Below are 17335 nucleotides of genomic sequence, written 5' to 3'. Positions count from 1 at the left end.
TCAATGAAATCTTTAATTATCCCTTACCTAACTCTTGATAAACAATTTGCACAAAATAGTTTACACCCGTTGTTAATAGATCATCATTAAAATTATAAGCAGGATTATGCAAATTCGCTCCCTGCCCTGCACCTAACCAAACATAAGCACCGGGCACCTTTTGTAACATAAAGGCAAAATCTTCAGATCCCATTGAAGGGGGCGGATCAATCGTTACATTATTATCGCCCACCACTTTTCTTGCTGCGATAATGGCTATATCCGCCTGCTTAGCATAGTTTATGGTAGCAGGATAACGACGCTGATAATTGACTTGCGCTTTGGCATCAAAAGTTGATGCTATGCCTTGTGCTATCTGTTTGATTCTTGATTCAGCCATGTCCTGCACATCAGAACTAAATGCTCTAACTGTTCCTCGAATTACAGCTTGTTGAGGTAATACATTCCAAGTATCACCACTATGAATTTGTGTTACGCTGACAACTAACGAGCTAAGAGGATCGGCATTACGGCTCACAATACTTTGTAATCCATTGACAATTTGTGTTGCAGTTAAAATTGTATCTTTACCCAAATGCGGTGCCGCTGCATGTGCGCCAACACCAGTGACAGTAATTTCAAATACATCATAGGATGCCATTATGGCACCATGATTAATATAGAAATGATTTAATGCCATATTTGGCTGATTGTGAATTCCATATACTGCTTCTATAGGCAATTTATCAAATAGCCCATTTTCCGCCATTACACGACCACCCCCTTCGTTTTCTTCGGCTGGTTGGAAGATGACAACTACCGTTCCACTAAAATCACGATGCTGGCTCAAATATTTCGCCGTCCCCAATAACGTTGCTGTATGTCCATCATGACCACAAGCATGCATTTTTCCGTGTATTGTTGAACAATAATCAATATTATTTTCTTCGGTAATATCCAAGGCATCGATATCCGCACGTAAGGCAATCATCCGCCCTTCTTTATTACCTTTTATGATGCCAACAACCCCTGTTGGTGCAAAGTCAGTGTATAATTCTGATATACCAAATGATTTCAACTTTTCAATAATAAATTGAGTGGTATTAGTTTCTTCAAATGCGGTTTCGGGATGAGAGTGAATATAGTGACGCCATGAGATCATCTCATTTTTTAGTTGTGTAATTGAGTCCATTAATTATTCCTTTCTAACTAATTGATTGACCAGTTATACCTCGAATTAATAGCCACTATAATACGATATCATTCTTAATAAAAATAACTAATTTTACTATGATTATTAATTTTAGTTATAAGTTTCACATTCAAATCTAGTTAAATGCCTCTATTTTCAATCGAACATTAAAACGGCTTTTAAAACTGTATATAACTGAAAAAACTTACACATGGTAATAAAAAATCAAGTAACCCGAAATTAACAAAAACGGACCAAATGGAATAAGAGTTATTGATTGATCACTGAATCCATAACGCAAAATAAGATAATAAACGATAGCTAAAAATGATGAAAAAACTAACAAAAAGGGAAGGTCATCATAAGATATCCATGCGCCTAAAGCAGCTAATAACTTAACATCACCTTGCCCTAGCCCCTGTTTTTTGGTCAGCAAATAAAATAAGTCTTTAGGGACTATTAATAAAAAATACCCCCAAATAATGCCAGTGATCGCTTTATTTAACGTAATGCCAAATAGATTAAAATAGCCAACTAAAATCCCTGACCATAGTAAGGGTTGAGTAAATCGATCTGGCAATAAATAATATTTTAGATCTATCATTGCCAACAAGACAAAATAACACGCTAATATCATTAATAAAATCGTGTTTAAATTCCAACCTTTTGTCAAAAATAGAATAGCAAAAATAACCGCAAATAAAACTTCAAACATGATATAGCGATAATGAATTTTCCCTTTGCATGACCAGCATTTTCCCTTCAGTAATAGCCAAGAAAAAACAGGAAACAGTTGCCAAAATCTAAGTTGTTTGTGACAATGCGGACAACGAGAGCGATGAAAAGAAATGGCAATCAAATATTCATACCCTGAATAGTTAGGCTTAAAACGACAATAAGCCACATGAATGAAGCTACCCAAACACATTCCCAATCCAATAATCAACCAAATCATCAATGAATAACATCCCCCAATTGGAAAATCGGTAAATACAAGGCAATAATTAAGCCACCAATTATCAAACCTAAAATTAACATCAACAGCGGTTCAAACAACTGTATCATGTTATCAGTCAAAGTTTGATGTTGTTCCTGATAATATTCTGCTAGTTGTTTTAGCATCAAATCTAATGTACCTGACTCTTCACCAACCAAGATCAATTGACTACACAATGGAGGCAATAAACTTTGCTTATCGATAACAGCACTGAATGAATGACCTTGTTCAATTCCGGCGATAATTTGATAAACAACATGACGATAATGGTAATTTTGCATAATTGTTGCAACCGCATTCAACCCACTCAATATAGGAATACCTGCTATTTGCGTGATAGAAAGAGTCTGAAATATTTGGGTTAAATGCAAAGTATGAATTAACGAATTCAAAAAGGGTAATTTCAATATTAATTTATCCATTTTTGAGGGGTAATATTTTTTTAAGTGATAGTGATAAATAAGCCAAAACAAACCAATCATGCCGACCCATTTCCCATAGTTATTCTGAATATAGTAAGATAAATCAATAATTAATAATGTAAAAAAGGGAAGTTCAGCTTCAAAACTTTGATAAATATCTACAAATTTAGGTAATACAATCAATAACATAATTAGTGTTACAATAACTGACATAAACAAAAGGAATAATGGATAACGCAATGCTTTTTTTAGTCGTTTTTGTAAATTGATTGATGCCTCTATTTGAAAAGCCAATTGTTCAAAACTCAAATCAAGCTGTCCTGTTAATTCTCCTGTTGCAATAATTTCAGCATAAAGTGGAGGAAAGACAGATTGATGTTGAGTTAGTACTGTTGATAGTCGTTCCCCTTTAGCTAGTTGCTCTGCAATTTCTGTCAATAAACATTGCCAATGCTGTTTAGGGTGTTCATGCGCAAGTAAATGCAAAATTTCAAGCAAAGGCAATCCAGCTTTTAGCATGGTAGCCAGTTGTTTTGTCAAAACAAATAATTCAATACGATTAAAACTACTTGAAAATACATAGTGACCTGCCCTGAATTTTATGGCGATATCCCCTTGCAATAATAATTGCCGTCGCGCTTCGTTTTGTGAAGCAGCTATAATTTTATGTTCTACAAAATTGATGTCATACCAATAATAGAGCCTTTTCATGTTTCACCTAATACTCTATTTATTTCAGCTAAAGTCGTTATCCCTTGCTGTATTAATTGTTCAGCTGATTGCCTTAAAGAAATTTGATTTGAAGGTGTAATAACCTGTTGATTTAAAATTTGTTGTTGAATTTCAGGGGTGATAGTTAAAAATTCATATAACCCTATTCGTCCTGAGTAACCACCTACGCAGTCCTCACATCCGATTGCGATATAATGTGGAATTGGCTTTTGTCCTAGCCTAATCAGCTCGCTCGCCACCACTTTACAATGACAACATAACTTACGTACTAATCGTTGAGCGATAATTAATTTGACACAAGCAGAGATGAGATATCGCTCTATTCCCATTTGATTCAAACGTGTTATCGCTTCTATACTTGAATTAGTATGTAAGGTAGACAGGACTAAATGTCCGGTTTGTGCAGCTTGAATGGCTATTTCTGCTGTTTCATGATCACGAATTTCACCAATCATCATTACGTCTGGATCTTGCCTTAACAAAGCCCGTAAAATGGTTGCAAAAGTTAACCCAATTTTCATATTTACAGAGGTTTGATTAATACCTTCAACCGGTATTTCAATCGGATCTTCTACGCTACAGATATTACACTGAGGCAGGTTTAATGTTTTCAGTCCACTGTAAAGCGTTACTGTTTTACCGCTGCCTGTCGGCCCTGTAACTAAAATTAGTCCTTGTGGGTAATTTAATATTTGTTGAAACCGAGTAAGATCCCTATCCGTTAATCCCAAATCGTGAATTGACCGTGGTGAATCATGGTTATCGAGCAAGCGTAATACCACTTTTTCACCATTCATAACCGGTATGGTTGAAATCCGCATCGCATAACGATCTATCACCAATTGCCCATCTTGGGGTAATCGCTGTTCTGCGATATTCAACTTTGCCATTATTTTCAATCTGGCAACAATTTGCTTTGCCAATGTTAAAGGAGGAGCCAGCATGGTATGCAATACACCGTCAATCCGCATACGAATTCGATAACTTTGTTGATAAGGTTCAAAGTGAATATCCGAAGCACGTTTTTTTAATGCTTTAAGCAATAATTTATCTATGCTGTCGACTAGTTGATCTTCTTGCATGACTAAAACCATTTTAATGTTGCATTAATTAAAATTTAAAGATATCTTCACATATACTATTTAAGCTTACATCAACAGGATTGGTTACGCAGCTACGTGACCAATCAACACTACCATGGTTTATATTCAGCGTTGGTGTCATTGTTACTGTTAAGGTAGATAAAGCATTTTGTCCAACTAATTGAATTACCCCATTTGTGACAGTCACGGAGGTGACATAATTGGTTGATTTAGTCATTGGAATACCATTACTTGCATTATTACAATTTGCTAATCCACCTTGCTCAATCACACATATTTCTACCGCTGTTTTATAAGCGGTCATGGCTTGTAGCATATCGGTCATGGCTGCTTTTTTTACATAACCTTGATAAGCCGGCAAACCAATTGCCGTTAAAATAGCAATCACTATAATTGCTATCATGAGTTCAAATAAAGAAAATCCCGATTGTTTGTTCATATTCATTCTCTGTTATTAAATTGCTATCGAAACACAAGCAACTTTATAGCGTTTAAAAAAAATGAAATAATAACGGTATGCCAAATATGGAAAAAGAATAACAATAATTGTTTTTCTGATTTCATCATTATTCAAATTATTGGAAGTCAAATCACAAATCAGTCATTTGATAACAAAGTTTTATAAGATAGGGAGTCAATATGTCCTTAAAGATCGTTAATGGTTGGTTACAAGGTGTAAAACAGGTCATTTCACCATTTTATAATGATCGACCAAGTGATAAACCAATTTCATTATTGGTAATACATAATATTAGCCTTCCGCCCAATCAATTTGGTGGCCCTTATGTAGAACAGCTTTTCACAGGTCAGCTTGATCCAAATGAACACCCTTATTTTGCCGATATCTATCAAATGCAGGTATCAAGCCACCTATTTATTCGCCGTGACGGTGAGATGATTCAATTTGTGCCTTTTGATAAACGAGCATGGCACGCAGGTATATCAGCATTTGAAGGACAAGAAAATTGTAATGATTTTTCAATAGGAATCGAATTGGAAGGATGTGATAGTGAAAAATTTACCGAAGTGCAATATCAACAACTGGCAAAAGTTACCCTTTTACTACAACAAACTTATCCAATTAACAATATCACCGGACACAGTGACATTGCGCCAGAACGTAAAACAGATCCCGGACCTTATTTTGATTGGCAATATTATAGGCATTTGCTTGCTAACAAAATGCAAGCTAATTTAATTAAAGATCAATTAGAACGAATTGAGCAAGCGTTAAAAAAAATAGATTTATGGCAAGCATTGCCACCCAGTCAGGATGCTTTTTTAAGTCAACAACCTTTTGCTCTTGATACCATGAAATCATACGAATGGTTACAATGGATTTTTATACCCCGAATTCGAGCTATAATTGATGCAAATTCGGCTATTCCACCCTTTGCATTACACCCCTATTTTGAAGAAGCGTTAAAAGAGTCAGATAAAAATATTGACCATTTGTTAGATCTAATAAAACAACTTGATGAATTGACCCAATCAAAATAGTTAATGATGGCTTAAACATTTGAAAAGGTGATATTGAATAGATCTGAGAAGTTAATTACCGCGTTCTGTCCGCGGTAATTTTAATAAAGAAAACAATTTTTATTTTTTTAACTTATTTCGATACTCATTAACTGCTTTTAAATGGCTATTGTAATTCGTCGTAAACGTATGTCCTCCCTTACCATTAGCGACAAAAAATAGATATTTGGTATCAGCAGGATGTGCCGCAGCTTCTAACGACGCTAAACTTGGCATTGAAATAGGCGTAGGTGGTAAACCATTAATAACATAGGTATTATAAGGATTAGTCTTATCGGTCATATCAATACGTCTAATTTTACCGGTATATTTATCACCTAAACCATAAATAATTGTAGGATCGGTTTGCAGCTTCATTTTTGCTTTTAATCGATTAACAAAAACAGATGCGACATTCGCACGTTCAGAACTAAGACTAGTCTCTTTTTCAATAATTGAGGCAATAATAAGTAATTCATACGGCGTGCTATATGGCAGCCCACTATCACGATTTTCCCACACTCTTTGCAAGTTATTTTTCATAGTGAGATGAGCACGTTTTAAAATATTAATATCTAAGGTGTCGACCGTATAAAGATAAGTATTTGGCGAAAGCCACCCTTCAAGAGGCCCCTCAATACCTAAAATTTTTGCAATATCATCGCTTGATTTATCAACCAAAGTTTGTTGAATGTAAGGGGTATTTTTCATGGTATTTAACCAATCATTGGCTCGCTTCCCTTCTACAAATCTTAGCGTAAAACTGCTTTCTTTTCCTGACACTAATAATTGTAGAAACTCATCAACAGTCATATGGGGTTCTAACTTATATCCCCCAGCTTTAATAGAACTTAATTCAGGATTTAATTTATACAAATAAGGAAGTAGATAAGCCCTATCCATTAAATTTGCTTGATCTATTTGTTCAACTAACTGATGTATTGACGTTCCTTTTTTGATAATAAACACTTTATTATCATCGTTAACATGAATATGCTGTTTAGAAAACTGTTGTAAAAAATAGTAACCCAACGCAAGCGAAGCGGTGACAACTAAAATTATTGCCAAAAACGTGTATAAAAATATTTTTTTAATCATAACTTATTTATCTATATAGTGAACCTTAGCTCGTGTAGTTAAGCGCGTTAATAATTCATATGCACTGATACCTGTATGTTTAGCAATTTCTTCTACCGGCAACTCCTTTCCCCAAAAAATGACTTCGTCTCCTGGTTTATCCGAACTATTCTGACCCAGATCAACAATAATCATGTCCATTGAAACACGCCCCACAATAGGAACACGTCTGCCATTAATTAACACAGGCGTATTCTCGGGTATACCGCGAGGATACCCATCACCATATCCCATTGCAACAACACCTAATTTTGTCTCTTTATGACTTGTCCAAATTTGCCCGTACCCCACAGATTCACCCTTTTTATGCTTTCTTACTGCAATTAGTTCTGACTTAAACGTCATTGCTGGGTGTAATTCCGCAATAGGATTCTCAAAAGGAGAAACTCCATACAAAGCAATACCTAATCGAATCACATCACGATGTGAATTTGGCCAAGCAAGAATACCGCCAGAAGCAGCAATAGATTGCTTGTGAAGCAATGATTTGTTAGAAATTGATTCAACAAATTCGTCCAACAGCAAACATTGATTTGACGTTTGGTCGGAAGAAAAATCATCAGCAGAACTAAAATGACTGATAATATTTAATGGTTTACGCACAACGCAACAACTTGCTAATCGATTAAATTCACCTTGAGCCTCATCAAAACGAAACCCTAGACGATGCATACCCGTATCAATTTTGAACCAAACTGTGATTTGATTTTCAATTTTAATCGCATTTAACGCATCAATTTGCCAACTTGAATGAACTACTGTTTGCAAATTAAAATCAATTAAATCCGTTATCTCATCATGAGGAAAAAAACCTTCCAACAAAACAATGGGGGTAATAATCCCAATTTGCCGTAACAAAAGCGCTTCAGAAAGTCTTGCAACCCCAAAGTAATCGACCTTATCAGATAATAATTGAGCAATGCCAGCAATCCCATGACCATAAGCATTTGCTTTAAGAATAGCCATTAAAGTGCTATTAGGTGAATTTCGTCTAACATACTCAATATTATGCAGAATAGCTTGACGGTTAACATTAACGACAGCAATAGACATTACTTCCAACCTAACTCAGGTAAAAAAAGATATTTTAATTTCTGTTCTAAATAATAACAAATAAAAAATGAAAGGTTAATCAAGTTTTAATACAAAAAAACCACACAATCAATAAGTTAATTAAACAACTCGGGGGAATAAGTAATTTATCTTTCTAAAAAATTATAGGATAATTTGCTAGAAAACGGTATGATCATTAAAGATATTTTTAGAAATCAGCATAATTTTTTAAAGGATAATAGATGATTGATTATAATTTATTTCCTGAACAACGCCAATCTTTTATCCGGCAGCTTCTGACTGAAAAAGGACGTGTTGTCAGTGCTGATTTAATTAAATTGTTAGGTGTTTCAGAACATACGATTCGTCGAGATTTACAAAAACTAGCCCGTGATGGTGTTTGCAAGCGTGTATATGGTGGAGCTGTTAGCCATTTAAAACAATCAGCCACATTTGAAACTCGTGTTAGTCAAAGTGTAGATGAAAAATCTTCGGTAGCAATACAATGTGCAAAATTAATCAAAGATAACTCCTGTATTTTTATTGATACGGGCTCTACCTATTTAGCAATGGCAAGTTATATCCCACAAAATTTGACATTAACGATTGTCACCAATTCACCTCAAATTGCTTCGGTCTTAAGTAGCCGTACCAATGGTGAACTCATTTTATTAGGTGGCAAAGTCAATCCATTAACTGGGGGAACAATGGGCGCTGATACCGTTAATCAGATCCGAAATATGGTTTTCGATCAAACCTTTATTGGCGTCTGTGGACTTGACCCACATGCGGGGTTAAGCGCAGTTTATTATGATGATGCCTGCTTCAAAAAAGAGGTCATTAGGCAAAGCAATGAAGTTATAGCCGCGGTGATTGCCGACAAAATGCTTCAAATTGCACGTTATAAAGTTGCCACTTGTGAAGATATAGATATCATTATCGCTAGTCGAGATAGCAAAATTGAGGGCTTTGAAGATTTTAATCTAAAAATTGAAATCGCTTAATAGATTCAGCTGTCATCAACTGAATCTGAGCATGGCATCAGTTGCTTTGTAATTCAATTAGTTGCTTTATCGTATTTAGTACCGCACTATCATCATTAAAACCGGTGATAAATTTTGCGACAGCTTTGGTTTCTTCAAATGCATTACGCATTGCAAAACTGTACTCCGCTTGTTCAAGTAATTCTATGTCGTTGTAACCGTCACCAAATGCCATGGTTTCATGATAACTTACCTTAAGTAGCTGTTGTAATTTTTTGATAGTATTTCCTTTATGAACATCATGCTGAGTGATATCAATCCATGCAGCTTCAGACACCACAATATAAGCTTGGTTTTCAAACGGGGTTAAATGCTGTCGAGTTTGTAAACATTGCCCTTTTTCATCATATACAGTGATTTTGATAAAGTCATCACCAATAATAGCAAGATCATCCACTTCAATTATTGTTGCATATGAACCTCTGACTTTAGCTTTTAATCGTTCAGGTAAATGGGCTTTGATGACGGCTCCTTGAGCAGTACAAGCAATGATAACGTGCTCTTTACTAACTTGTTCCAAGGTTTTTATCATACGCTGCCCTAGTTCATTAGGGATGAATGAGCGATAAATAAATTCACCTTTATGTTTTATGGTCGTTGCGCTATCACCGACTATCCAGATTTTGTCGCTGTAATCACCAAAGAGTTCTTCAACCCGTTCACATTGTTTACCGGTACATGCCACAAAATGAATTTGTTGTTCAGCCATGAGTGCATACACTTGCGAAAATAGCTGACGGTCATAATCACCTTGGCTATTTAAAAATGTCCCATCTAGATCACTTATAATCAATTTAATCATTTTATTATCCTTTTTCATTGCAATTTTATTTAATCAATCAAGATATGATTGATTATGATTCTTTATGCTCGATTTGGCAATATTGTAATAGTTTAGGATGAGATCACGATCACAAAAAATGAACTAATTTAAATTCTATTGATGTTTTTAAAATAGGAAATACTTAATATTATTAATATATTAAAGTTATTATTTGTGCAAATGAGTAAAAACGAGAATGGATCGATTGATTATTGAGAGAACTAAAATTGTCGATGACTTATTTACCGCAACATACACTCTTAAAGTGATAGCAATATAATAAAAAACCGACCATTAAGGTCGGTTTATTTGTTGATTACTGTTTAGCTTCGATATTATCACCAACTAAATCCAAATGAATGGTTTTACCTGGTACTAATTTACCGGACAATATTTGTTGTGCTAATGGGTTTTCTATTTCTTGTTGAATAGCGCGTTTTAGCGGTCTTGCACCATAAATTGGATCGAAACCAACTTTAGCAAGATGCTCTAACGCTGCATCAGAAATATCCATTTCATAACCTCGCTCATCTAAGCGTTTTTCAACATGTGCCAATTGAATTCTAGCAATCGCTTTGATGTTTTCTTGACCTAGTGGATGGAAGACCACCGTTTCATCAATACGGTTGATAAATTCAGGTCTGAAATGTTTAGTTACCACAGTCATAACTAATGCTTTCATTTCGTCATAACTAAGCTCAACTTGTCCTTGAATTAAGTCAGAACCCAAGTTAGATGTCATGATGATAACCGTATTACGGAAATCCACTGTACGTCCTTGTCCGTCAGTTAAGCGACCATCATCTAAGACTTGTAATAAAATATTAAAGACATCCGGATGCGCTTTTTCCACTTCATCAAGTAGAATCACTGAATAAGGTCGACGTCGTACGGCTTCGGTTAAATAGCCGCCCTCTTCATAACCAACATAACCAGGAGGCGCACCAATTAAGCGAGCAACGGAATGTTTTTCCATGAATTCAGACATATCAATCCGTACCATGGCATCTTCACTATCGAACATAAAGTTTGCCAATGCTTTACAAAGTTCGGTTTTACCCACACCTGTTGGACCTAAGAATAAGAAAGACCCAATCGGTTTATTCGGATCAGAAAGACCAGCACGGCTACGACGAATAGCATTTGCAACAGCGACAACGGCTTCATCTTGCCCAATAACACGTTTATGTAAAGCTTCTTCCATGTGTAATAATTTATCTTTTTCGCTTTCAAGCATTCTTGAAACAGGAATACCCGTCGCTTTCGATAATACTTCGGCAATCTCGTTATCGGTCACTTTGTTACGCAATAATTTCATGGTTTTACCTTCTAATTGCGTAGCTGTTGCGAGTTTCTTTTCAAGTTCCGGAATTTTGCCATATTGCAATTCCGACATCTTGTTTAAATCCCCAGCTCGACGAGCTTGTTCTATCTCAGTGCGAGCTTTTTCCAACTCTGCTTTGATATTCTGAGTGCCCGAAAGTGCAGCTTTCTCTGATTTCCACTCTTCTTCAAGTGACGCATAATCCTTTTCTTTTTCAGCAAGTTCATTATTTAACATCTCAAGTCGTTTTTTACTGGCATCATCCGACTCTTTCTTAAGCGCTTGTTGCTCAAGTTTAAGTTGAATGATACGTCTTTCAAGACGATCTAATGATTCTGGTTTAGAATCCATTTGCATACGAATACTCGATGCAGCTTCGTCAATCAAATCAATGGCTTTATCTGGCAACATACGATCTGAAATATAACGATGCGATAAGGTTGCCGCTGCCACAATGGCTGGATCGGTAATTTGAACATGATGATGCAATTCATAACGCTCTTTCAAACCACGCAAAATGGCAATGGTATCTTCAACAGTCGGTTCAGCCACATAAACTTTTTGAAAACGACGTTCCAATGCAGGATCTTTTTCAATATATTGACGATATTCGTCAAGTGTTGTTGCCCCAACGCAGTGTAATTCACCTCGCGCTAAAGCTGGTTTTAACATGTTACCGGCATCCATAGCACCATCGCCTTTACCTGCACCGACCATGGTGTGAATTTCGTCGATAAATAGAATGATACGACCTTCTTCTTTAGCGATGTCTTTAAGGACAGCTTTCAAACGCTCTTCGAACTCACCGCGATATTTAGCACCAGCAATTAAGGCTCCCATATCCAAGGATAAGACACGTTTATTACGTAATCCTTCGGGGACTTCACGATTCACAATACGTTGTGCTAATCCTTCAACAATCGCAGTTTTACCCACACCCGGTTCACCAATTAACACAGGGTTATTTTTGGTACGACGTTGTAACACTTGTATCGTACGGCGAATCTCTTCATCACGTCCAATAACCGGATCGAGTTTACCTTGTTCTGCACGCTGTGTTAAATCAATAGTATACTTTTTCAACGCACCACGTTGATCTTCTGCATTTGGATCATTCACGTTGTCGCTTCCTCTTAATTGATTGACTGCTTGAAGAAATTTATCTTTAGTGACACCCGATTTTTTCAGGATATCGCCAAGGCTCCCTTTTTCGTCTAATGCGGCTAATATAAATAGCTCTGAAGAGATATAACTATCTCCATTTTTTTGAGATAATTTATCGCATAAATTTAAAACTTTAATTAAATCTTGAGAAGGGATAACTTCGCCACCGACACCCTGCACTTGAGGTAATCGGTCAATAGATTGATTTAATTCTTGTTGTAAAATGGCATTATTTGCCCCAGCAGCAGCCAATAATGGTTTAACACTACTACCTTCTTGATTAAGCATTGCTGAGAGTACATGAATAGGCTCTATATATTGATTATCTTTACCTAATGCCAAAGACTGTGCATCAGCTAAAGCTTGTTGAAATTTGTTTGTGAGTTTATCTAACCTCATATTATCTATCTCCTTAGCAATAAATTTGGCATAAATGATTAAACACTTATTCCATTTGCATAATGACTAAATGAGTGTGGAAGGAAAAATTTCAAGAGCTTGTCAAGAATTTTTTTACAGATAATAAAAATTAACTAACGCAAAACATTTTAGACCTAAAAATGATAAATTTAAATATATTTAGAATCGCATCCTAAACAGGATATCTGGTTTCAGATAATAATTGAAAGGTGACAAATAACTTGATATCAATTATATTAACCGCTTTCTTCTGTTAGGTTAACTAACCGTGGTTCGTAATCCATCCCACGAAAAAAAACTAGGAATGTAAAATGTTCAAAATTGCCAAAGAGTTCCAATTTGATGCTTGTCACATGTTAGACGGGCATAACAAGAAATGTCATAACCTGCATGGTCATACTTACCGTTTAGTCGTCGAAATTAGTGGTGAACTCATTAATAAGGGTTCGAGCGAAGATATGGTAATGGATTATGCTGATCTCAAATCCATTGTAAAAAAACATATTATTGATCCTCTCGATCATGCTTATCTTTATCACCAAAATAATGTTAATGAATGCCGTATTGCTACCTTATTGCAAGAAATGGATCGGAAAACCTTTGCTTTTCCGTGTCGAACAACCGCTGAAGGAATGAGTCAATACATTTTTGATTGTTTATCGAACTATTTACCCATATCAAAGATTAAACTGTGGGAAACCCCAAGCTCTTACTGCGAATATCAACGGAGTTAACTATGCTTGAGTTTCGTATTGTTGAAATCTTCGAATCACTGCAAGGCGAAGGTTATAATACTGGTATGCCCGCCATTTTTATTCGATTGGCAGGTTGTAATCTGAATTGTCGTTGGTGTGATACCAATTTTCGTCAATATACCCGTTTCACATTAGATCAACTTCTCGACAAAGTGAAGCAGTATAAAAGCAAAAATATCATTATCACTGGTGGCGAGCCAACCTTAGTTAAAAATCTGTCTAAATTACTCTTCCCCCTTAAACAAGCGGGTTATTTTATGGCTATTGAAAGTAATGGTTTAGGTAAAGTAGACGATTTAATTGATTATATCGCTCTCAGTCCTAAGTTTTGCTATCAATCACGTTATCAAAAAATAGTCCAGTCTAGTGCTAACGAAGTGAGAATCGTTGCTGAAAATCATCCTGACTTCATTTCGTTTTGCCAATATATTGAACAAAATATTCAAGCTAAACGCTATTACTTATCGCCTTGTGAAAAAAATGGCGAGTTTAACATGTATGAAACTATCACATTACTTGGACAAATTAATCAAAATCGTATTGAAAATAAATGGTTACTGAATATCCAAACACACAAATTTGCTAATATTGAATAATTGATCACGAAAAAGCACATCTGTTTACCGTTAACGGCTCATCATTTTGCCCTGAACGATGGTGATGGTTTTATAACTTAATAATTTAATACATTTTTTGTTGTGAAGATAAGAATAACGTGTTTGAATCTTGCATAATATTAGTTAAGATTAACTTGTACAAAACCTGAAAGACGAATTTTTAATGAAAATTGACTTAGCTTCTCTAAGTTAAACAAATAAAAATGATTATTTAGCTGGCAGAAGAGAAATTTTATATTTTTTAGTCTCCAAAATAGAACACCTGAGGAACGCCATGATTGGTTTCTTTATTTGCCAGCTAATCTGAAAATGTTTGCACCATTTTTTTAAATATCACTCAAACCAAATCATTGATGCCATTCTTCCTGTTCGGTTTTCTCGTCGATAAGAAAAGAATTTATCTTGTTCTGTATAAGTACAATAATCACCACCAAATATTTTATTTACACCTATTGAATTCAAACGTTGTTTGGCAATTAGGTAGAGATCGGCCAAATATTTTTGCTCTGGTATATTGATTAATTTAAATGCACTTTTTGCTTCTGGATCAATGGCTTCAAATTGTTTTTTTATTTCTTCCCCTACTTCATATTTTTTGGCACTTATGGCGGGTCCCATCCAAACCATAATTTCGGATGGTTTACAGGAAAACTTTTTAACGGTTTCTTCTAAAATTCCATTGCACAATCCTCGCCAACCAGCATGCGCTGCCGCAACCTCATCGCCTTTCGAAGAGCAAAATAATAAAGGCATGCAATCGGCAGTTAAAACAACACACACTTGCTTTGCTTGATGAGTATAAGCCGCGTCAGCTTCAAATATTTGTTTATTATTAACGATTCCAGTGGGGGGTTGTAATTTTATTTGTGAAATATCGAGGGCGACAGTACTATGAGTTTGATTAAGCCAATAAGGTTCGCTAGGTATTTGTTCAGCGATAATTAAGCGTTTTCGGTTTTCTGCAACATCATTTATATTATCACCAGTACGCCCTCCCATATTCAAACTTTCAAATGGCGGCATACTGACACCGCCCATTCGTGTTGTGGTCAACGCACGAACATTTTTCGGCGCAAACCAATAAGGATAAATCGATTTAATCATTTTTCTTTCACCAATCTAGCTCATGTTTATATAATTCTGTATCTTCTTGTAATGCTTTAACTAGTCTTTGCATATCTTCTGGTATAGGCGCATGCCATTCCATTTGCTCTCCCGTTACTGGATGATATAACCTTAACATGGTTGCATGTAATGCTTGCCTATCAAATTCTCGTAATGTGTTAATAAGTGTTTCGCTGGCCCCTTTTGGTGGTCTTGGACGTCCGCCATAAAGAGGATCACCGACCAAAGGATGAGCAATATGTGCTAAATGTACTCGAATTTGGTGTGTTCGTCCAGTTTCTAATCGTAAACGCAATCTTGTATGCAATCGATATTTTTCTAAAACACGATAATGTGTTACAGCAGGTTTTCCTGTCGGAAACACAGCCATATGAGTTCGTTTGGTAGGGTGTCGGGTAATCGGCTGATCTATCGTTCCCCCCGCTGTAATAATACCCATAGCTACCGCTTCATACTCACGGGTTATTTCTCTTAATTGTAGCGATTCGACTAAATGCGTTTGGGCAACGATAGTTTTAGCAACGACCATCAAACCGGTCGTGTCTTTATCCAACCGATGAACGATACCTGCACGTGGAACGCGAGCAATTTCAGGGAAGTAATGTAATAACGCATTTAAAACTGTGCCATTTGGATTACCTGCACCGGGGTGAACAACTAAATCTCGTGGTTTATTTATCACTAAAATATCATCATCTTCATAAACAATATTTAATTTAATATCTTCTGGTTGATGATAAGTCTCTTCTTCAATCTCAGCATGAATAATAATTTTTTCACCACCCAATACTTTCTCTTTGGGTTTATTAACTATCACATCGTTTACTAATACTTTATTATTGATAATCCAGTCTTTAATTCTTGAGCGTGAATAATCGGGGAAAAGTTCTGATAATGCTTGGTCTAAACGCATCCCAAGTTGAGTTGACTCAATTTGATTTGATAATTTTAATTCTTGCATATGTAATTTATCTATTTTAAGCTGATATGTTTTAGAGTATTATATACTAATCATAACGGTTATTGTTTATTTTTTGGATTGGAAACTGAATGAAATTACGCTTACACTCGTTATTGGCTATCGCATTAAGTGGTGTGCTTATTGGTTGTACATCAACAAAGCCTGATGTTGAAAATGTATCAGAGGTTGAACTCCATAGTAAAGCACAAGATGCACTTGATAATGGTAATTTAAAATCAAGTATTACTGTTTTAGAAGCATTGGATAAAAGTTATCCTTTTGGTCCCTATTCTCAACAAGTTCAACTTGATTTAATTTATGCATATTACAAAACTGCAGATTTACCACTTGCTGTAGCCTTGATAGACCGTTTTTTAAAATTAAATCCAACTCATCCAAATGTTGATTGGGTGATATATATGCGTGGCCTATCTAATATGGCTCAAGATGACAATATGATTCAGGGTTGGTTCAATGTTGATCGTTCAGATCGCGATTCCCAATATGCGATCACTGCTTTTAAAGATTTTTCTTACCTTGTTTCCAGTTTTCCATCAAGTTATTATGCCGCTGATGCGCAAAAACGCTTAGTTTTTTTAAAAAATAGAATAGCTCGTTATCAATTAAAAGTAGCTGAATTTTATACCAAACGTGGCGCATATGTCGCTGTTATTAATCGCGTGACACAAATGCTATCCCTATTTCCCGATACAGATTCAACAAAATCTGCTCTATTGTTAATGCGCAATGCTTATCAAGAATTAGGGTTAACTGCAGAAGTCGAAAATGTTGATAAACTTATTCAAGCTAATCTTGAAAACATACCCAAAGAGGAACAAAAGTCATTCTTTTCACGGTTTACTAGTGTCTTTAATGGCGGCTAATTAACCATTAATCACTTCATATCCAAATTTGTATAAAATCGAGTATGGCTATTTAATTGTTTAAATAGCCATATTAGTATTTTATG

The 17335-nt window shown here is 35.6% G+C and carries 14 protein-coding genes, 3 pseudogenes and 1 riboswitch; of the genes and pseudogenes, 6 read left to right on the top strand and 11 right to left on the bottom strand.

Translation table 11 applies throughout. The annotated features are described in order from the left end of the window. Positions 1-16: 16 nt before the first annotated feature. The 5 genes and pseudogenes from A9G10_RS09650 to ppdD form a co-directional block, all read right to left on the bottom strand. Positions 17-1171: a M20 aminoacylase family protein gene (locus tag A9G10_RS09650; protein ID WP_065559322.1), complete on the bottom strand. Its 1155-nt coding sequence runs from the start codon at positions 1169-1171 to the stop codon at positions 17-19. 205 nt (positions 1172-1376) lie between these two features. After that, on the bottom strand, positions 1377-2126 hold the full coding sequence (locus tag A9G10_RS09645; protein ID WP_065559321.1) for a prepilin peptidase: 750 nt from the start codon (positions 2124-2126) through the stop codon (positions 1377-1379). Next, complete coding sequence (gene hofC / locus A9G10_RS09640) at positions 2126-3301, bottom strand: protein transport protein HofC (protein WP_065559320.1); 1176 nt, start codon at positions 3299-3301, stop codon at positions 2126-2128. Before hofC ends, A9G10_RS09645 begins: the two co-directional genes overlap by 1 nt. Then, positions 3298-4389 (bottom strand): annotated as a pseudogene (locus tag A9G10_RS09635) (GspE/PulE family protein); the annotation flags it as partial. The pseudogene A9G10_RS09635 and the gene hofC, both read right to left, overlap by 4 nt. Positions 4390-4432: 43 nt before the next feature. After that, positions 4433-4864 carry a prepilin peptidase-dependent pilin gene (gene ppdD / locus A9G10_RS09630; protein ID WP_065559498.1) on the bottom strand — a complete coding sequence of 144 codons (432 nt, stop codon included), beginning with the start codon at positions 4862-4864 and terminating at the stop codon, positions 4433-4435. Between the two features lie 200 nt (positions 4865-5064). On the opposite strand from ppdD, the pseudogene ampD reads away from it, so the two are divergent. Both ampD and A9G10_RS13025 read left to right on the top strand, forming a co-directional pair. After that, positions 5065-5601, top strand: a pseudogene (gene ampD / locus A9G10_RS13030) (1,6-anhydro-N-acetylmuramyl-L-alanine amidase AmpD); the annotation flags it as partial. A gap of 6 nt (positions 5602-5607) precedes the next feature. Continuing rightward, positions 5608-5925 (top strand): YqcC family protein, encoded by a 318-nt coding sequence (locus tag A9G10_RS13025; protein ID WP_442903223.1) that lies wholly within the window; start codon positions 5608-5610, stop codon positions 5923-5925. 99 nt (positions 5926-6024) lie between these two features. On the opposite strand, the gene mltG is transcribed toward A9G10_RS13025, so the two are convergent. Together mltG and alr are read right to left on the bottom strand one after the other, a co-directional pair. After that, a complete protein-coding gene (gene mltG, locus A9G10_RS09620; protein ID WP_442903222.1) occupies positions 6025-7038 on the bottom strand; it encodes an endolytic transglycosylase MltG in 1014 nt (337 codons plus the stop codon). Positions 7039-7044: 6 nt separating this feature from the next. Beyond that, positions 7045-8133, bottom strand: coding sequence for an alanine racemase (alr, locus tag A9G10_RS09615; protein ID WP_065559316.1), 1089 nt, complete (start codon positions 8131-8133; stop codon positions 7045-7047). A gap of 242 nt (positions 8134-8375) precedes the next feature. On the opposite strand from alr, the gene A9G10_RS09610 reads away from it, so the two are divergent. Continuing rightward, the gene (locus tag A9G10_RS09610) at positions 8376-9137 is read left to right on the top strand and encodes a DeoR/GlpR family DNA-binding transcription regulator (protein WP_065559315.1); all 762 of its coding nucleotides are present in this window, start codon (positions 8376-8378) and stop codon (positions 9135-9137) included. Between the two features lie 37 nt (positions 9138-9174). On the opposite strand, the gene A9G10_RS09605 is transcribed toward A9G10_RS09610, so the two are convergent. Both A9G10_RS09605 and clpB read right to left on the bottom strand, forming a co-directional pair. Further along, the gene (locus A9G10_RS09605) at positions 9175-9978 is read right to left on the bottom strand and encodes a Cof-type HAD-IIB family hydrolase (RefSeq protein WP_065559314.1); all 804 of its coding nucleotides are present in this window, start codon (positions 9976-9978) and stop codon (positions 9175-9177) included. Between the two features lie 337 nt (positions 9979-10315). Continuing rightward, a complete protein-coding gene (gene clpB / locus A9G10_RS09600) occupies positions 10316-12886 on the bottom strand; it encodes an ATP-dependent chaperone ClpB (protein WP_065559313.1) in 2571 nt (856 codons plus the stop codon). Positions 12887-13169: 283 nt separating this feature from the next. Continuing rightward, positions 13170-13215, top strand: a riboswitch (PreQ1 riboswitch). Positions 13216-13218: 3 nt separating this feature from the next. Between clpB and queD the strand changes: the two genes are divergently transcribed. Together queD and A9G10_RS09590 are read left to right on the top strand one after the other, a co-directional pair. Next, positions 13219-13641: a 6-carboxytetrahydropterin synthase QueD gene (gene queD, locus A9G10_RS09595; protein ID WP_065559312.1), complete on the top strand. Its 423-nt coding sequence runs from the start codon at positions 13219-13221 to the stop codon at positions 13639-13641. A 2-nt stretch (positions 13642-13643) separates the two neighbouring features. After that, positions 13644-14258 (top strand): 7-carboxy-7-deazaguanine synthase QueE, encoded by a 615-nt coding sequence (locus A9G10_RS09590; RefSeq protein WP_065559311.1) that lies wholly within the window; start codon positions 13644-13646, stop codon positions 14256-14258. A 354-nt stretch (positions 14259-14612) separates the two neighbouring features. Here the strand turns inward: A9G10_RS09590 and pgeF are convergent, their stop codons facing one another. Then, entirely contained in the window at positions 14613-15380 is a 768-nt protein-coding gene (gene pgeF, locus A9G10_RS09585; protein ID WP_065559497.1) for a peptidoglycan editing factor PgeF, read from the bottom strand. Between the two features lie 10 nt (positions 15381-15390). Then, on the bottom strand, positions 15391-16365 hold the full coding sequence (gene rluD, locus A9G10_RS09580) for a 23S rRNA pseudouridine(1911/1915/1917) synthase RluD (protein ID WP_065559310.1): 975 nt from the start codon (positions 16363-16365) through the stop codon (positions 15391-15393). Between the two features lie 89 nt (positions 16366-16454). Here rluD and bamD point away from each other — a divergent pair. After that, positions 16455-17183 (top strand): annotated as a pseudogene (gene bamD / locus A9G10_RS09575) (outer membrane protein assembly factor BamD); the annotation flags it as partial. Positions 17184-17335 lie beyond the last annotated feature (152 nt).

Source organism: Gilliamella sp. wkB308, from assembly GCF_001690185.1.
GTDB classification, from domain to species: Bacteria; Pseudomonadota; Gammaproteobacteria; order Enterobacterales; family Orbaceae; genus Gilliamella; species Gilliamella apicola_I.
Note: the sequence above shows the minus strand (reverse complement) of the source record. Positions and strands in the feature narration are given on the sequence as shown.

Coding starts and splice junctions, on each gene's coding strand:
- A9G10_RS09650 (WP_065559322.1), bottom strand. CDS start 1,171: ATGGACTCAATTACACAACTAAAAAATGAGATGATCTCATGGCGTCAC.
- A9G10_RS09645 (WP_065559321.1), bottom strand. CDS start 2,126: ATGATTTGGTTGATTATTGGATTGGGAATGTGTTTGGGTAGCTTCATT.
- hofC (WP_065559320.1), bottom strand. CDS start 3,301: ATGAAAAGGCTCTATTATTGGTATGACATCAATTTTGTAGAACATAAA.
- ppdD (WP_065559498.1), bottom strand. CDS start 4,864: ATGAACAAACAATCGGGATTTTCTTTATTTGAACTCATGATAGCAATT.
- A9G10_RS13025 (WP_442903223.1), top strand. CDS start 5,608: ATGCAAGCTAATTTAATTAAAGATCAATTAGAACGAATTGAGCAAGCG.
- alr (WP_065559316.1), bottom strand. CDS start 8,133: ATGTCTATTGCTGTCGTTAATGTTAACCGTCAAGCTATTCTGCATAAT.
- A9G10_RS09610 (WP_065559315.1), top strand. CDS start 8,376: ATGATTGATTATAATTTATTTCCTGAACAACGCCAATCTTTTATCCGG.
- A9G10_RS09605 (WP_065559314.1), bottom strand. CDS start 9,978: ATGATTAAATTGATTATAAGTGATCTAGATGGGACATTTTTAAATAGC.
- clpB (WP_065559313.1), bottom strand. CDS start 12,886: ATGAGGTTAGATAAACTCACAAACAAATTTCAACAAGCTTTAGCTGAT.
- queD (WP_065559312.1), top strand. CDS start 13,219: ATGTTCAAAATTGCCAAAGAGTTCCAATTTGATGCTTGTCACATGTTA.
- A9G10_RS09590 (WP_065559311.1), top strand. CDS start 13,644: ATGCTTGAGTTTCGTATTGTTGAAATCTTCGAATCACTGCAAGGCGAA.
- rluD (WP_065559310.1), bottom strand. CDS start 16,365: ATGCAAGAATTAAAATTATCAAATCAAATTGAGTCAACTCAACTTGGG.